This window comes from Streptomyces himalayensis subsp. himalayensis, from assembly GCF_013778455.1.
Lineage (GTDB): Bacteria > Actinomycetota > Actinomycetes > Streptomycetales > Streptomycetaceae > Streptomyces > Streptomyces himalayensis.
In genome coordinates, this window is record NZ_JACEHE010000016.1 from 16,704 (window position 1) to 33,215 (window position 16,512).

General features: G+C 69.9%; 15 protein-coding genes. 7 read left to right on the forward strand and 8 right to left on the reverse strand.

What is annotated here, in order from left to right; translation table 11 throughout:
* Nucleotides 1-15 precede the first annotated feature (15 nt).
* Nucleotides 16-732: a response regulator transcription factor gene (locus tag H1D24_RS24720; protein WP_181659873.1), complete on the reverse strand. Its 717-nt coding sequence runs from the start codon at nt 730-732 to the stop codon at nt 16-18.
* Between the two features lie 202 nt (nt 733-934).
* Here H1D24_RS24720 and H1D24_RS24725 point away from each other — a divergent pair, with 202 nt between their 5' ends.
* Nucleotides 935-3,418: an MMPL family transporter gene (locus H1D24_RS24725; protein WP_181660038.1), complete on the forward strand. Its 2,484-nt coding sequence runs from the start codon at nt 935-937 to the stop codon at nt 3,416-3,418.
* Between the two features lie 75 nt (nt 3,419-3,493).
* Here H1D24_RS24725 and H1D24_RS24730 read toward each other — a convergent pair whose 3' ends face one another.
* The 6 genes from H1D24_RS24730 to H1D24_RS24755 form a co-directional block, all read right to left on the reverse strand.
* On the reverse strand, nt 3,494-3,901 hold the full coding sequence (locus tag H1D24_RS24730; protein WP_181659874.1) for a VOC family protein: 408 nt from the start codon (nt 3,899-3,901) through the stop codon (nt 3,494-3,496).
* A 127-nt stretch (nt 3,902-4,028) separates the two neighbouring features.
* Nucleotides 4,029-4,787, reverse strand: a complete 759-nt coding sequence (locus H1D24_RS24735; protein ID WP_181659875.1) for a succinate dehydrogenase iron-sulfur subunit — start codon at nt 4,785-4,787, stop codon at nt 4,029-4,031.
* Entirely contained in the window at nt 4,787-6,541 is a 1,755-nt protein-coding gene (gene sdhA, locus H1D24_RS24740) for a succinate dehydrogenase flavoprotein subunit (RefSeq protein ID WP_181659876.1), read from the reverse strand. The genes H1D24_RS24735 and sdhA overlap by 1 nt, the downstream gene beginning before the upstream one ends.
* Before the next feature lie 22 nt (nt 6,542-6,563).
* Nucleotides 6,564-7,055 carry a succinate dehydrogenase hydrophobic membrane anchor subunit gene (locus tag H1D24_RS24745; RefSeq protein ID WP_181659877.1) on the reverse strand — a complete coding sequence of 164 codons (492 nt, stop codon included), beginning with the start codon at nt 7,053-7,055 and terminating at the stop codon, nt 6,564-6,566.
* A 5-nt stretch (nt 7,056-7,060) separates the two neighbouring features.
* A complete protein-coding gene (sdhC, locus tag H1D24_RS24750) occupies nt 7,061-7,441 on the reverse strand; it encodes a succinate dehydrogenase, cytochrome b556 subunit (RefSeq protein WP_181659878.1) in 381 nt (126 codons plus the stop codon).
* A 148-nt stretch (nt 7,442-7,589) separates the two neighbouring features.
* Nucleotides 7,590-8,183 carry a 2-oxo-4-hydroxy-4-carboxy-5-ureidoimidazoline decarboxylase gene (locus tag H1D24_RS24755; protein ID WP_374064356.1) on the reverse strand — a complete coding sequence of 198 codons (594 nt, stop codon included), beginning with the start codon at nt 8,181-8,183 and terminating at the stop codon, nt 7,590-7,592.
* 531 nt (nt 8,184-8,714) lie between these two features.
* Between H1D24_RS24755 and H1D24_RS24760 the strand changes: the two genes are divergently transcribed.
* The 6 genes from H1D24_RS24760 to H1D24_RS24785 all read left to right on the forward strand — a co-directional run bounded on the left by H1D24_RS24760 (nt 8,715) and on the right by H1D24_RS24785 (nt 13,710).
* On the forward strand, nt 8,715-10,337 hold the full coding sequence (locus H1D24_RS24760) for a beta-N-acetylhexosaminidase (protein WP_181659880.1): 1,623 nt from the start codon (nt 8,715-8,717) through the stop codon (nt 10,335-10,337).
* Nucleotides 10,338-10,465: 128 nt separating this feature from the next.
* Nucleotides 10,466-10,981 carry a hypothetical protein gene (locus H1D24_RS24765; protein ID WP_181659881.1) on the forward strand — a complete coding sequence of 172 codons (516 nt, stop codon included), beginning with the start codon at nt 10,466-10,468 and terminating at the stop codon, nt 10,979-10,981.
* A gap of 211 nt (nt 10,982-11,192) precedes the next feature.
* Nucleotides 11,193-11,774, forward strand: coding sequence for a hypothetical protein (locus H1D24_RS24770; protein ID WP_181659882.1), 582 nt, complete (start codon nt 11,193-11,195; stop codon nt 11,772-11,774).
* On the forward strand, nt 11,775-12,542 hold the full coding sequence (locus H1D24_RS24775) for a hypothetical protein (RefSeq protein ID WP_181659883.1): 768 nt from the start codon (nt 11,775-11,777) through the stop codon (nt 12,540-12,542).
* Between the two features lie 81 nt (nt 12,543-12,623).
* Entirely contained in the window at nt 12,624-13,184 is a 561-nt protein-coding gene (locus tag H1D24_RS24780) for an isochorismatase family protein (protein ID WP_181659884.1), read from the forward strand.
* 70 nt (nt 13,185-13,254) lie between these two features.
* Nucleotides 13,255-13,710 (forward strand): DUF5959 family protein, encoded by a 456-nt coding sequence (locus H1D24_RS24785; RefSeq protein ID WP_181659885.1) that lies wholly within the window; start codon nt 13,255-13,257, stop codon nt 13,708-13,710.
* A 104-nt stretch (nt 13,711-13,814) separates the two neighbouring features.
* Here H1D24_RS24785 and H1D24_RS24790 read toward each other — a convergent pair whose 3' ends face one another.
* Entirely contained in the window at nt 13,815-16,469 is a 2,655-nt protein-coding gene (locus H1D24_RS24790) for an FG-GAP-like repeat-containing protein (protein ID WP_309484429.1), read from the reverse strand.
* Nucleotides 16,470-16,512 lie beyond the last annotated feature (43 nt).

Sequence of the window (16,512 nt, forward strand, 5' to 3'; positions counted from 1 at the left end):
CACCGCGCTCGCCTCTTACGCCAGGCCGTACCCCACCCCGCGCCGCGTCGTGATCAACGGCGGCCCGAGCGCGTCGAGTTTGCGCCGCAGATAGCTGATGTACGTCTCCACGACGGTCGACTCGGCGGTGTGTTCGTACTGCCACACATGCCGCAGCAGCTGCTCCTTGGGCACGACCGCGCCGCCGTTGCGCACCAGGAAGCGCAGCAGGGCGTACTCGGTCGGGGTGAGCTCGACCGCCCGGCCGTCGCGGCGCACGGTGTACGTCGTCTCGTCCAGCTCCAGGTCGCGGTACCGCAGCGGCGGCCGCTGCGGCAGGACGTCGGCGGGCCGGGTGCGCCGCAGCACCGCGCGGGTACGCGCGACGACCTCGTCGATGTTGAACGGCTTGGTGATGTAGTCGTCGCCGAAGCCGAGCGCGCCCACGATCTCCGCGGGAGCGTCCCGTGCGGTGATGAAGACAAGCGCCAGCTCCGGCCGCTGCGCGCGCAGTTCGCGGCCCAGCGCCCGCCCGTCGCCGTCCGGGAGCATCACGTCGAGCAGCGCCGCGTCCGGGCGGGTGCGCTCCGCGAGGGCGAGGGCCTCGCGGACGGTGCCCGCCGTCATCACCTCAAACCGGTGGTAGCGCAGGGATATGGCGAGGACGTCGGCGATGCTCGGCTCGTCCTCGACGACCAGGACCGTCGACGCCTCGTGCACAGCCGCCGCTGCCTCAGGGCCAGGAGAGGTCATGACCCCAGTATCCGCACGGGCGTTGTACGAAGTGCCGGATCGGAGCTTTGGAGTTCCTTGAGAGTCATGGACGCGCCGCCCCACGCGTGCGTGCCGCCACGGATTCTGAAGCGCAGGACCCGGGGGACCGACGTACCGATCGACGTACCGAATCGACGTACCGAATCGACGTACCGATTAAGGAGCGGAAATCGTGGCGGCATTGGCACGGTGGTGCTACCGGCACCGGCTGGTGGTCCTGTTGCTGTGGGTGGGGGTGCTGTTCGGTCTGGGAACCGCGGGAAGCGCGGCCGGGACCGACTACGCCAACGTCTTCTCCCTCCCCGACACGGACTCCAAGCGCGCGATCGACCTGATGCAGAAGGCCTTCCCGGAGAGCGCGGGCGACACCGACACGGTGGTGTGGAAGGTCGACGACGGCTCGGTGCGCGAAGAGTCCGTACGATCCCGGATCGAGCCCGCGCTCGAGGACATCGCCGCCATGAAGGGCGTCGGCGAGGTCAGGAGCCCCTACGCGGAGGGGCCGGCGGGCGCCGCGCAGATCAGCGAGAACGGGCGGATCGCGTATGCGCAGGTCACGTTCACGGAACAGGCGAACTCCGTCCCGAAGGGGCTCGTCGAGGATGTCGTCGACACCGCGCAGGACGCGGAGCGCGACGGCCTCCAGGTGGAGCTCGGCGGCCAGGCCATCACCCGTATCCAGGAGCCGCCCACCGGCGTCGCCGAGATGGTCGGCATCATCGCCGCGGCGATCATCCTGTTCCTGGCCTTCGGCTCGGTCTTCGCGATGGTGCTGCCGATCGTCGTCGCCCTCTTCGGCGTCGGCACCGGCATGCTCTCCACGATGCTGATCAGCCATGTCACGGACGTGGCCGATGTCGCCCCGATTCTCGGGTCGTTGATCGGTCTCGGTGTGGGCATCGACTACGCGCTGTTCATCATCACGCGCCACCGGCGCGGCATCCTGCGCGGGGCGGATCCGGAGGACGCGGCCGTACAGGCCCTGAACACCTCTGGACGTGCGGTGCTCTTCGCGGGCGGCACGGTCGTCATCGCGCTCGCGGGCATGCTGGTGATGAACATGCGGTTTCTCGACGGCGTCGTCATCGGGACCTCGCTCACGGTCGTGTTGAGCGTCCTGGCCGCGGTCACGCTGCTGCCCGCCCTGCTCGGCCTCCTCGGCATGCGGGTCCTCAGCCGCCGTCAGCGCCGCCGGCTGGCGGAGCACGGGCCCGAGCCGGAGAACGCGAGCGGTCTGGCGGCGCGCTGGTCGTCGTACGTCCAGAAGCGTCCGCGGTCGATCGCGCTGGCCGCCGTCGTGGTGATGGCCGTTCTCGCGCTGCCCGTCCTGTCGCTGCGGCTCGGCGCCACCGACCAGGGCAACCACCAGGAGTCGACGACGACCCGGCAGGCGTACGACATCCTCGCCGAGGGGTTCGGGGCCGGCTTCAACGGGCCGCTCCAGGTGGTCACCGAGGCCCCCGACACCGGCGCGCTGGTGGAGCGGATCCGCTCGACGGAGGGCGTCGCGCAGGTCTCCGCGGTCCCGCCGTCCGAGGGCGTGTCGGTGATCCAGGTGGTGCCGACGACCTCGCCGCAGTCGGAGGCGACGGACCAGCTCATCGACCGGCTGCGGGACCACGTGATCCCGGAGTCGGGCGTGGAGGCCCATGTGGGCGGCGTGACGGCCGTCTTCAAGGACTTCGCGTCGGTGACAGGCGACCGGCTGCCGTATTTCGTCGCGGCGATCATCGGCCTGGGCTTCCTGCTCCTGCTGATCGCGTTCCGCTCGCTCGTCGTACCGCTGACGGCCGCGCTGATGAACCTCATCGCGGCGGCAGCGTCCTTCGGCGTCCTGGTGGCGATCTTCCAGTGGGGCTGGGGAACGGAGCTCCTGGGAGTCGGCAAGGAGGGCCCGATCACGTCCTTCCTCCCGGTGATCATGCTCTCCCTCCTCTTCGGCCTCTCGATGGACTACCAGGTGTTCCTGGTGAGCCGGATGCACGAGGAATGGGTGCACACGCGGGACAACGCACGCGCGGTACGCGTCGGCCTCGCCGAGACCAGCCGCGTCATCAACTGCGCCGCCCTCATCATGATCTGCGTCTTCTCCGCCTTCGTACTGAGCGGCGACATGGAGGGCGCCATGGCGGGCATCGGCCTCGCGGCGGCGGTCGCCCTGGACGCGTTCATCCTGCGTACGGCGCTGGTACCGGCTGCGATGCATCTGCTGGGCCGGTCCAACTGGTGGCTCCCCGCCTGGCTGGACAAGCGGCTGCCGCATCTGGCGGTGGAACCGCGCGAGGAGGCGGAGCCGCTCCCGGACACCGCGGCCCACGCGCGCGTACCGGAACCGACGGCCCACGCGCGTGTGCCGGAGGCTGCCGACGAGGAGACCAACGGGGTGTCCGCGGTGGCGGTGGTCCACGGCTTCATCCGCACCACGGACGGAGAGCCGGTCTCCGGCGCCGTCCTGACTCTCCTGTCGAGGGGCGGCCGCCAACTCGACCGCGTCAGGTCGCTGGCCGACGGCTCGTACATCCTGTCGGCACCGTTCCCGGGCGGCTACCTGCTCGCCGCCTCGGCCCCCGGCTTCGCGCCCCGCGCCCGCCATGTCGTGGTCACGGAGGCCCCTCTGGTGTACGACGTGGAGCTGGCTCCTGAGGGGGTGGACGCCGTGAACTGAGCACGCGTGAGCCGAACCGACCGAGCTGAACCGAAGCGAATCGAACCCCTCGCCCGCCGGCTGCGGGCGAGGGGTTCAACTCCGCCCCAGCTCCGGCCGCTTGCTGTAGTCCGTGAACCCGACGACGTTCCCCCATGGATCCGCGACCTCCACTGTCCAGCCCGTGGCCACCGCGAACGGCTCTTCCAGGACCGGGACCCCCGCCGCCACGAGCGCCCGTGCCGTGGCCCGCGCGTCGCGGACCTCCAGCCAGACACGGGGCCCGGGCCACGGCGGCGGCCGATACCCGAGGTCCTCCTCCAGCCGCAGCAGAACACCGGGCGCCTCGTCCCCGACCTTCAGCAGCGCGATCCCGGCCTCGTCGAGCCGGAACACCACCGGAAAACCGGCCCGACGGTAGAACGCCACCGCCTCGTCGAGATCGCCGACGGGCAACAGCACGTTGTCGAAGCCGAGCAGCTCGTACGACGCCTCCTGTGACATGGCGTCAGGGTAGGCGGCCCCGGGGGCCTCGTACGGGAGCCATACGGGGGCTCTTCGACGCGCATGGGCCCCGCTCCCAGCCGGGAACGGGGCCCACGTCGACGTACGACCGCGAACGCGGAAACCGTCAGAAGCGGCGCGTGATAAGCGCCCGCTTCACCTCCTGAATCGCCTTCGTCACCTCGATACCGCGCGGGCAGGCGTCCGTGCAGTTGAACGTCGTGCGGCAGCGCCACACGCCGTCCTTGTCGTTGAGGATCTCCAGCCGCTGCTCCCCGGCCTCGTCGCGCGAGTCGAAGATGAAGCGGTGGGCGTTGACGATGGCGGCCGGGCCGAAGTACTGGCCGTCGTTCCAGAAGACCGGGCACGACGACGTGCAGGCCGCGCAGAGGATGCACTTCGTCGTGTCGTCGAAGCGCTCGCGGTCCTCGGCGGACTGCAGACGCTCACGCGTCGGCTCATTGCCGGTGGTCACCAGGAACGGCATGACGTCCCGGTACGCCTGGAAGAACGGCTCCATGTCCACGACCAGGTCCTTCAGGACCGTGAGGCCCTTGATGGGCTCGACCGTGATGGGCTTCTCCGGGTTGATGTCCTTGATCAGCGTCTTGCACGCCAGCCGGTTGCGGCCGTTGATGCGCATCGCGTCGGAGCCGCAGATGCCGTGCGCGCAGGAGCGGCGGAACGTCAGCGTGCCGTCCAGGTCCCACTTGATCTTGTGGAGCCCGTCGAGCACACGCTCCTTCGGGTCGATCTCCAGCTGGAAGTCTTCCCAGGTCGCCTCGGCCGAGACCTCCGGGTTGAACCGGCGGACCCGGAAGGTGACGGTGATGTAGGGCGAGGCGGCGGACTCCGCCTCGACCTTGTCCATGACAGGGGTAGCCATCAGTACTTACGCTCCATCGGCTGGTAGCGGGTCTGGACGACCGGCTTGTAGTCGAGGCGGACGGTCTCGGTGCCGTCGTCGCCGACCTCGCGGTACGCCATGGTGTGGCGCATGAAGTTGACGTCGTCGCGGTTCGGGTAGTCCTCGCGGTAGTGACCGCCGCGGGACTCCTTGCGGGCCAGCGCCGAGATGGCCATGACCTCGGCCAGGTCGAGCAGGTTGCCCAGCTCGATGGCCTCGAGCAGGTCGGTGTTGAACCGCTTGCCCTTGTCCTGGATGGCGACGTTCCGGTAGCGCTCGCGCAGCTCACCGATCTTCTCGACTGCCGTCTTGATCGTCTGCTCGGTGCGGAACACCATGACGTTGGCGTCCATGGTGTCCTGCAGCTCCCGGCGGATCTCGGCGACCCGCTCGGTGCCGGTGGAGTTGCGCAGCCGCTCGACCTGCTCGACGACGAGCTCGGCCGGGTTCTCCGGGAGTTCGACGTAGTCGTGCTTGGCCGAGTACTCGGCGGCCGCGATACCGGCGCGCTTGCCGAAGACGTTGATGTCGAGCAGCGAGTTGGTGCCCAGGCGGTTGGCGCCGTGGACCGACACGCAGGCGACCTCACCGGCGGCGTACAGGCCCGGGACGACCGTGGTGTTGTCCGCCAGGACCTCACCCTCGACGTTCGTCGGGATGCCGCCCATCGCGTAGTGCGCGGTGGGCTGGATCGGGATCGGGTCCGTGTAGGGCTCGATGCCGAGGTAGGTGCGCGCGAACTCCGTGATGTCGGGCAGCTTGGCGTCCAGCTGCTCCGGCGGGAGGTGCGTGAGGTCCAGGTACACGTGGTCGCCCTCGGGACCGCAGCCGCGGCCCTCGCGGATCTCCGTGTAGATGGAGCGGGACACGACGTCGCGGGACGCCAGGTCCTTCATGACCGGCGCGTACTTCTCCATGAAGCGCTCGCCGTCCTTGTTGCGGAGGATGCCGCCCTCACCGCGGGCGCCCTCCGTCAGCAGGATGCCCATGCGCCAGATGCCGGTCGGGTGGAACTGGAAGAACTCCATGTCCTCCAGCGGCAGCCCGCGGCGGTAGACGGCCGCCTGGCCGTCACCGGTCAGCGTGTGAGCGTTCGACGTCACGCGGAAGAACTTGCCGCAGCCGCCGGACGCGTAGATCACGGCCTTCGCCTGGAAGATGTGGATCTCGCCGGTCGCCAGCTCGTACGCGACGACACCCGCCGACCGCTTCACGCCGTCGACCTCGGTGATCAGCTGGTCCAGGACGTAGAACTCGTTGAAGAACTCCACGCCCTCCTTGACGCAGTTCTGGTACAGCGTCTGGAGGATCATGTGGCCGGTGCGGTCCGCGGCGTAGCAGGACCGGCGGACCGGCGCCTCGCCGTGGTTGCGCGAGTGGCCGCCGAAGCGGCGCTGGTCGATGGTGCCGTTCGGGGTGCGGTTGAACGGCAGGCCCATCTTCTCCAGGTCGAGGACGGAGTCGATGGCCTCCTTCGCGAGGATCTCGGCGGCGTCCTGGTCGACCAGGTAGTCACCGCCCTTGATCGTGTCGAAGGTGTGCCACTCCCAGTTGTCCTCCTCCACGTTGGCCAGCGCGGCGGCCATGCCGCCCTGCGCGGCGCCCGTGTGGGAGCGGGTGGGGTAGAGCTTGGTCAGCACGGCGGTACGGCTGCGCTTCGTCGACTCGATGGCCGCGCGCATGCCCGCGCCACCGGCGCCGACGATGACGGTGTCGTACTTGTGGATCTTCATGGTTAGCGCCTCAGCCCCGGCTCTAGCGGATGTTCGGGTCGAAGGTGAAGATCACCAGCGTGCCCAGCAGGACGGTGAACACCGTGGCGGTGTACAGCAGCATCTTCAGCCAGAAGCGGGTCATGTCCCGCTCCGCGTAGTCGTTGATGACGGTACGCAGACCGTTGCCGCCGTGCAGCATGGCGAGCCACAGCATCAGCAGGTCCCAGATCTGCCAGAACGGGGACGCCCAGCGGCCGGCCACGAAGGCGAAGCCGATCTTGCTCACGCCGCCGTCCAGTACGAGCTGGATCAGCAGGTGGCCGAGGACCAGGACGACCAGCACGATGCCGGACAGGCGCATGAAGAGCCAGGCGGCCATCTCGAAGTTGCCGCGGGTCGAGCGCGGGGTCTTCGCGGTGCGCTTGCGTGGCGCCTCGATGACGGGCGCCGGGTTGTCGACGCCGTACGCGGTGCCGGCGCCGCCCTCGACGGGGCCGATGCCGGACGTTGCGGTGGTGGTGTCAGAAGACATCGGCCTCAGCTCCCGAAGAGTTCACGGACGGCGTGGCCGAGGACCGGGTACAGCGCCCCGACCATCAGGACGACCCAGATGCCCATGACGGTCCAGAGCATCTGCTTCTGGTAGCGCGGGCCCTTCGACCAGAAGTCGACGGCGATGACGCGCAGGCCGTTCAGCGCGTGGAAGAGGATGGCGGCGACGAGGCCGTACTCCAGAAGCGCGACGATCGGCGTCTTGTAGGTGGCAACGACCTGGTCGTACGCCTCGGGGGAGACGCGGACGAGAGCGGTGTCCAGCACGTGTACGAACAGGAAGAAGAAAATGAGGACGCCGGTGACTCGATGAGCCACCCACGACCACATTCCTTCCCGGCCGCGGTACAGCGTTCCAGCCGGCACGGAAGAACCCTCCGGGAGCGGGGATTGGGGCCGCGCCGGCTTGTCTGTCGGTCGGGCCCGGCCGGGTACGGTCCACCGGCCCCGGCCATCGTAGCGACGACTTGTCGGAACGCTTACGCGGGGCCTACCGATGTGATCAAACAGGCAATCAAACTTGCACGTACGGGCTATCGGGCCGCCCCGAATCCACTGATTCAGGCGATTCCGGGCCGGGGCCGATGCCCTCCGCCGGCCAGTCGTACGCCATGGGGGACCCACCGAGGCCGTGCAGGAGGCGGGAGATCCGGCCCCGGGCGACGCCTCTGAGCTCCTCGGCGGCCTGCACCCGCTCGTCCTCGGGGTCGTTGTTCAGTCGTGACCGGATTCCTGCGAGCACCTGGTCGAGCGTTTCTTCTGGAGCGACATCGTCCAGGCAGATCACGAAGACATGGCCGAAGCGGCTCTCGTACGCGGCGTGGGCTGCGCGAAGCGCGGTGGCCGCGGCGCGTGAGTCGGTCCCCGGCTGGTGCGCGGACTCGGCCGCGAGGGCCTGGTGGAGCTCGTCGGGCGTCAGGTCGTATGCCGCCTCGTCAGCGGCCGCCAGCAGGGAGGCGAGGTCCGGGTAGGGCCGGTGGGCGGCGAGGCGGCGCGCCCAGCGGAGGCTGTCGCAGCAGGCGAGGAGCGCGTTCTCGGCGACCTCGGCGGGCGCGGTGTTGAACCGCTCCAGTCCGGGCAGGCGCGGTCCCGTGGAGGTACCTCCCAGGTCCTTCAGGCCCTGGTGGAGGTTTTGGTCCGGTATCGCGGCACGGCCGGGGAGGCGAGGGAAACGATCCGAAGGCAGCGTGCGCTCCTCGTAGGCGGCAGGTGGGGTACTGGCAGGCGTGGCGCCGGGGTGGTGATGCCGTGCCGTGCGGTGGGGCGTGATGCGGTGCAGGCTTGTTGTAGTGCATGCGGTGCAGTGCATGTGATGCGTGCGGCGCCCGGATGGTTCCCGACCTGCGTGGTTTCGGTGAATGACTCGTGGTTCTGCGGTGGATGAAGTGATGAATGTGTCGTCACGCTATCGGCCTAGGGCGAGACCTGTCCGTTCGGTACCAGGAATTCACCCGGACGGCAGAGTTTCAACGCCTGGCGTGGACGTCAGTGGTCATGGATCCGGTCATACGGTCACAGCAATGCGTATGCCCGTAGCGCCCCGTAGCGGCCCCCGGCCATACCGGGTGGGCGCGCTCGAAGAATCAGTGACTCGGGAAGCACGGCCCGGCAGGGCCGCGATGAGGCAGGGTGCGGCTTGGTGAGGCGTGTATGGGCGTGGAGCGGTGCGGGAGCGGCCACGGCGAGCGCCGTGGCACTGACGGTGACGCTGTGGGTGGGAGGGCCGGGCGGCGGCCCCGCCGTGAGCCAGCAGCCCACCGGGACGCCATCGGCCTCGCGGGCGCCGAACCCGTCGGCGCCTCCGGCGTCACCGGCGTCGACGCCGTCGCCCGGCCGCACCTATCCGCTGTCGACGGCACCGGACACGATCCCCGCGATCCGGGAATTCACCCCGGCCCGCGGCCCCGGCTGGCAGCCGGGGAACGGCCGGGTGGTCGTCGGTGACGACGCGCTCGCGGACGAGGGGCGCCTGCTCGCCGGTGAGCTGCAGCTGAGGTACGCGGGCAAGGTCGCCGCCGGCGCCGGGGACGTCGAACTGGCGCTCACCCCGGGCGCGGGCGGCGGCGCCGAGTCGTACACCATGACCGTCAAGGACCAGCGCGTACGGATCACCGGACCCGGCGAGGCCGGGGTCTTCTACGGCACGCGCACCCTCAAGCAGGAGGTGCGCGCCCAGGGATCCGCGCCCGAGGGCGTCGTGAACGACGCGCCCGCGAAGCCGCAGCGCGGGTTCCTGATCGACATCGCACGGAAGCACTACTCGGCCGACTGGATCGAGGACCGCATCCGCGAGCTCGGCGACCTCAAGTACAACCAGCTGGGCCTGCACTTCTCCGATGACCAGGCCTTCCGGATCGAGTCGGACTCGCACCCGGAGATCGTCTCCAAGGTCCATCTGACGAAGGACGAGGTGCGGCGCATCATCGCGCTGGCCGCCTCCCGGCACATCACCGTCGTGCCCGAGATCGACTCGCCCGGCCACCTCGGGGCCGTGCTCGACGCGCACCCCGATCTGCAGCTGCGCAACGCCCAGGGCACGCTCGCGACCGGCGCGATCGACATCTCCAAGAAGGAGTCCGCCCAGCTCGTCGACGACCTGCTGAACGAGTACGCGGAGCTGTTCCCCGGGCCGCTGTGGCACCTCGGCGGCGACGAGTACCGGGCGCTGATGGCCACGAACCCGGAGGCGTCGTATCCCCAGCTCGCCGAGGCCGCCCGGCAGGAGCACGGGCCGAACGGCCGGATCCAGGACCTGGCGACGGACTGGCTGAACGACCGGGCCGACGTGATGCGCGGACACGGCCGCACCGTCAAGGCCTGGAACGACGGGTTCTACGCCGGCGGCGTCGTGCAGCCGGACAAGGACATCCAGGTCGCGTACTGGACGGGCAAGGAGATCGGGGCGCGGCAGCCGCTGGAGTATCTGCAGGAGGGACGGGACGTCGTCAACTACAACGACGAGTACCTCTACTACGTCCTCGGCCAGCCCAACCAGTTCGTCTACCCCACCGGGCAGCGCATCTACGAGCAGTGGACGCCGCTCGTCCTGCGCGGCACCCAGCCGGTCCCCGAGAGGTACAACGACCAGATTCTCGGCGCCGTCTTCTCCGTATGGTCCGACCTCGCGAACGCGCAGACCCAGGACCAGATCGCCCAGGGCATCCGGATGCCGCTCAACGCCATGATCCAGAAGGTGTGGGACCCGCGGCAGCCGGACATGACGTGGGCGCAGTTCAGAGCACTGGCGGAGAAGCTGGGCTGAAAGGGCTGAACCGCCGGTTTTGCCTTACCGGTGGCGAACTCGTGTACGGCTGTGGTCTATTCGGCCGAGGAGTCCTGAGCCGGGACACAGCAGGACAGAGCCATCGAACGCACCGGGGGGCCAACGGGATGGGCTACTGGGGTTACTTCGTCGTGGGCAGGAGCGAGCGTCCGCTCGCGGAACTGACCGCGCTGCAGGGCGTACGGGACCAGCTGACGCTGCACGAGCAGCGCGCCGGAGGCTGGCAGGTGTGGGAGTGCCCGAGCGGCGGGGACGGCACCCAGGACGTCGGGAGCATGAACACGCTGGCGCTGGAGACCGGGTCGCCCGCACTGTTCGGATACGTCATGGACAGCGACTGCGTGGTCGTCGAGGCGGCAGGGCCGGAGAGCGGGGCGTGGACCGCGTGTCTGGCGCCCGGCGCGATGGCGGGGTACATCGGCGGAGACGGACTGACGCTGGAGGACTACTTCCTCCAGCCGCGCGATGCCGCCGAGCGCGCGGTCGCGTGGGCGGCCGAGGCGGGCCGGGAGGTGCCGGGCGAGCCGCTGGTCGAGGTGCTGACCGCGGACCCGGATCCGTTCGCCGAGGCGCTGTTCTTCCGACTCCTCGACGGGTTGGGGGTCGAGCCGCTTCCGCAGTGAGATCGCGGCCCGACGGCCCCCGAGCGCCGGCCTGACAGCCCCCGCGCGCCGGCCCAACGGCCCTCGAGCTCAGCGAAGTTGACCGACGTTTGTCACGCGGTCACGACGCAGGGCGGTCACGTTCCGAGACCGTGACATGCGGGTGCAGTGACGTTCCTGGGGTTCCGCGCGCAGTAAGGGGAGGTGCTGAGTCCGGGTAAGGGAGGCGCACATGAGCCTGGTGGAACTGATCGTTCAGGCCGACGAGCGAGGTCTGGCGGCGAGCGGTCTCGCCTGTCTGGACCGTTGCGTGCCCCTGCTGGGCGGTGACGACGACGTCCTGCGGCCGCTGTGGGCGAGCCTCACGGACGGCGAGGAGTGGGAAGTGCGGCTTGCCAAGGCGCGGTCCGCCCTCGACACGGCGGAGGTGGACGACGACGAGGCCTGCGTGCTGGCCCGCCGTATGCTCGGCGCCGCGCCCGCCGTCCTGCCCCAGAGCCGGGAGTCCCTGATCGGCACGCCCGAGGCCGCACAGCTGCGCGAGTGGGCCGACGCGTGTTCCGTGGCCGCGCTGCAGATCCACCGGATTCTGGACGTCACGGAGGACGGCGCCACGTCGGTGACGTCCCGGCGTGAGGGCAGTACGGACGCCATGTCGCCGCTCGTCGCCGCGGAACTCCGACGCCAGATCACGATCCTGGAACTCCTCTCGGTCCATGGGGCGAGCGGGCTGCGCCAGGCGCTCGACGTGTCGACCGAGGGTCGCCGCGTCCTGCGTGCGGTGGTGTCCCGCAGAGCTCGGGGGCGGGTCTGAGTGTTCCGGACCGGCCGGCTCTCACCGCGGTCGTGGCTGCTGCTCGGCGTGGTGCCGGTGCTGCTGCTCGCGCTGCTGTATCCCTACCCGTATCCAGCGCCCTGGCGGGAGGCCGGGCAAGGCCGCTTGCTCAGCGCACTCGGCGAGCTGAAGGACACCGCGCTGCCCGGTGGCGCCACAGCGGCGCTTTCGGGGTGCGGCGCCACCGGCCCCGTACGGCCCGAGCCGCGTGGTGAGGGGGAACGGGACGCACTTCCTCAGCTGGTCATCTCGAGCTACGGGTACTACGACCCGGGGCCGCGCAAGTCCCCCCGGTTCACCATCACGGCGAACATCGCCCCGGGCGATCGGACGCTCACCCTCCCGGCGCCGGTCGGCGAACAGCGCGTGACGGTGGACATGTACGGGCCGCACGGCGAGGGACGCACCGCCTCCGCCCGCGGGCTGACGGCCGATGTCGTCGTCGGCATCACGGGCAAGCGCGTCAAGACCCCGAAGTCGGGACAGTTCCGCTTCACCTCGAACGGCAGTCTGACCTTGCAAGTGGAACTCCCCGCGGGGGCCGTGTGCCCGGGCCACACGATCACCGACATCAGCAGGTGCTCACCGGAGAGGACGAACAACGTCGATGACTGCCCGTTCATGGTCCTCACCCTCTCGGACCCGGCGATCCGCGCCCACCGCGCCAAGGAGCGGTCGGAGAGCCCCGCGGCGATCAGCGACCGCCTGGTGGCGGTGACGTACGAGCCCAACGCGACAGATGTCTAGCGGCCCCGGGCGACTGTCAGTCGGGGGATGTAGCGTGCCCGATCGAATGCGTGGTGCAGTGCCACAACCAAGGGGGAGACCATGACCACACTCGAGAACCGGCCGAACACCGCACTCCTCGTCGTCGACGTGCAGAACGGCGTCGTCGCGGGCGCTCACGAGCGCGATGCTGTCGTCGCGAACATCGGCGGCCTCGTCGAGAAGGCGCGGCGGGAACAGGTCCCCGTCGTCTGGGTCCAGCACTCCGACGAGGACCTCGCGAGGGGCAGCGACGAGTGGCGGATCGTCCCCGAACTGACGCCGGGTGACGCCGAGCCGCTCGTCGAGAAGAGCTACGGCGACTCCTTCGAGGACACCACCCTCGAGACCGTGCTGTCGGACCTCGGAGTCGGGCGACTGGTCGTCGTCGGCGCGGAGACCGATGCGTGCATCCGCTCGACGCTCCACGGCGCGTTCGTCAGGGGGTACGACGCGACCCTTGTCAGCGACGCCCACACCAATGGGGACAAGACGGCATGGGGCGCACCGGCACCGGACCAGGTCATCGCGCACACGAACCTGTACTGGAGCTTCCAGGCGGCGCCGGGGCGGACGGCGGGAACGGTCGAGACCAAGAACGTCGACTTCGGCGGCACGTCCTGACGCAGCGCGGTGATCCATCGCAGGGCGGCGGCTAGTGTTCCGGCAGATACGGGAGCCGGGAGGAGCACTGGTGGCTGACGGACCGATCGACCTGATCCGCCTGGAGGGCGCGGGCAACAGCGTCGTCCTCCGGATCACCGGGAGAGTACGCGAGGCGAGACCGGGCGCGGAACCGGGAGCAGGCGAGGCCGCGAGCGATGTACTCGCCGGAGAGGTTCTGGTCGATACCCCCTTCGTGCGGGGAAGCATCGGGATCTCGGTCTTCCCGGAGGATCTGCAGCAGTGGCAGGAGGCCCTGGACGCCCTCGACGCCGGGCAGGACATCGCGTGGCGCGAGGGGGTCCGCGGGCCCGAGATGTTCATCGAACGTGACGTGGACGAGGAGCGGGCCCACGTCACGATCAAGGACAGTTCGATGTCCCTGACGACGGTGACCGTGACCGTCCCGCTGCTCGACACCTGGTTCGACGACGCGTACCAGCGCCTGGACCTGACCTGGGAAGCCTGGCCCCCGGCCGAAGACTGAGACTGAGGGGCACGTCTGCGCGCCAAAGACGAACGGCCGGGCTCCCAAGCGGGGAGCCCGGCCGTCGTAACGCCGCACGGCTGAGTGGCGGTTCGCCTACGCCGTCACGGCGTCAGCGTCTGCCCCAGGTACGCACTCGTCGGCGTGCCCAGCTTGTCGCGGCCGATGTAGAAGGCCTTCGACGGGGTGATGCCGCTGCTGCCGCTCGGCAGGTAGAGGATCGTGCCCGCGTAGGAGTCCTCGCCCTCGACACCGAACGTCAGGTCCGACCGGCCGTAGCCGGAGAGGTCCGTCAGGGAGACGGCGGAGCCCAGCTTGTCGTTGGTCTCCGTGGAGCCCGTGATCCCGGTCGTGTCCTGGGAGAAGGCGAGCGAGCCCGTGCCGGTGAGGCCGGACGACGTGCCCTTGATGAGCCAGGCCGAGCCCGCGTTGGTGCGGTTGGTGGTGCGGGTGATGTCCTCGTTCGGGGCGCCCGCGAGGACGTCCGCGTAGCCGTCGCCGTTGTAGTCGCCGACCGACACCGACCAGCCGAGCGCGTCGCCCGACTCGGCGGCTCCCGGGACACTGGCGGTGTCCTGGTGGATCGTCGTCATGCCGGTCGTGGTGAAGCCGGTGGACGTGCCCGGGACCATCGTCACCTGGCCGCCCGCCTTGGCGCCGGACTCGGCGGTGTACGGCTGGCCGATGACGATGTCGTCGTAGCCGTTGCCGTTGACGTCGCCCGCGGCGATGGAGCGTCCGCCCTTCACGGACAGCGTGGACACCTTGGTCAGACCGGTCGACTTGGAGCCCCTGAACCAGGTGACCCGGCCGATGCCGGAGGAGTCGCGGTAGTTCAGCGCCACGTCCGCGTAGCCGTCCCGGTTGAAGTCACCGGTCGTGGCGTCCGCGTACGCGAGGGCGCCGGAGCCGGACGTGACCTGCCCGGCGACCTCGTGGCCGTCGTTGAACCGGGCCGCCCAGCTGCCGCCCGTACCGGTGGACGCGGCGAAGACGTCAGCCTTGCCGTCGCCGTTGAAGTCTCCGACGGTCACTGCCGCGCCGAACTTGGCGCCCGTGGGCGTGTAGTCGTCGCCGAGGGCGATGGTGGAGGCGTTCTGGCTGAACGTCGGGCCGTACAGGATGGTGACCGCGCCGCGGTCCGCGTGCCCGGTCGTGTCGTCCTCGCCGGGCGCGCCGATCGCGAGGTCCGCGTACCCGTCGCCGTTGATGTCCCCCCACGCCGTGGCCGCGCCCCACTGGTCGCCCGACTCGGAGGCACCGGGGACGCCCGCGCTGGACTGGGTGAGCCTCAGCTTCGAGCCGGCCGCGGGGCCGTTGACGCTGCCCGGCACGATGACGACGTTACCGACGCTGCCGGACGCCTTGGGCACACCGGCGACCAGGTCCTTGACGCCGTCACGGTTGAAGTCCGAGGTGGGCAGGGCGTGCGAGACGCCGGGCAGGGACGCCAGGGTGCGGATGGTGGAGAGCTTCGGGTAGAGGTTCGCACCCGGGCAGAGTGTCGCGTTGGTGTCCTTGTGACCGAAGATCGTCGGCAGCGTGATCTGCGTGCCCTCCGGGACCTTGTTGCCGCTGTAGTTCAGCGGGGCGCGCGACGTCAGCGTGACGTTGGCCTTCGGGTCGACGCCGTACTGGCCGAACTTCCAGGCGATGACACGGGAGATGGCGTCGAGCGCGGCCTTCGTCGGCTTCGCCTTCTCGAAGTTGCCGATGTACGAGATGCCGAGCGTGTTGGTGTTGAAGCCCGCGTCGTGGGCGCCGATCACCGGCAGGTCCATGCCGCCGCTGCGGCCCTCGAAGATCTGGCCGCAGCGGTCGACGAGGAAGTTGTAGCCGATGTCGTACCAGCCCTCTTGGAGGTGGGCCAGCTGGATGCTGCGTACGCGGGCGCGGGACTCGGCGCAGGACAGCGTGTTGTCGCTGTCCACGCCCGTGTGGTGGACGACGGCCGCCTCGATCTTGTCGCCGTACGAGGGCGTGCCGTTGTAGTCCGCCGAGGCGCCCCACTGGGCCTGCGTGATGACGGGCGGCTTCACGACGGTGGAGGGGCGGGCGGTCGGCACGGTCTCCGACGGCTCGGGAGACGCCGAGGCCGAAGCGGAAGCGGACTCGGAAGCGGACGCGGAGGGGGATTCCGAGGTGGTCGCCGAGTCCGTGACGGCGGTTTCCGTGGTCGCCGCCGGAGCCGTCGGCTCGGACTCCGAGGGGGCCGGGGACTCCGTCGCAGTGGCGTCGGCCGTCGCGGTCGCGGTCTCGGCCGCGAAGGCGGCGGGTTCCAGGCCGCTCGTGGTGGCGCGGGCGCCGCTGTCCGTACCGGGGTCGATCAGCTTCACGTCCAGACCGGCCGGCAGCTCCGACGCGGTGCCGTCGTCGGCCACCACGCGGACCTCGACACCGTCCGAGAGGCCGGTCCACACAGACTCGGTGCCGCCGCGCACGCCGGCCCGCTCGGCCTCCTTGCCGTCGGCCTGGGTCGGGTCCTGAGGCAGCTTCTGCCACGTGGACCACTCACCGGTCTCCACGCTGCGGGCGCGCACCTCGGCCGTGCCGTCCAGCTCGGCCTTCGGGTTCTTCCAGGTCAGCACCACCGCGCTGAACAACTCGGTGGACTTCTTGGGCAGACCCTTGCGATCGGCGCTCTGCGTCTCCAGCTTCATGCCGTGGACGGCGGGCTTACGGGACTTGGCATCCGTGTCCGCAGGCGCGGACGGATTCGCGACGGCATACGTGACCGCCCCTGCCCCGCCGAGGACCACCGCCCCGATCGTCAGCCACGCTCTCCGCTTCAGGCTGAGCGGT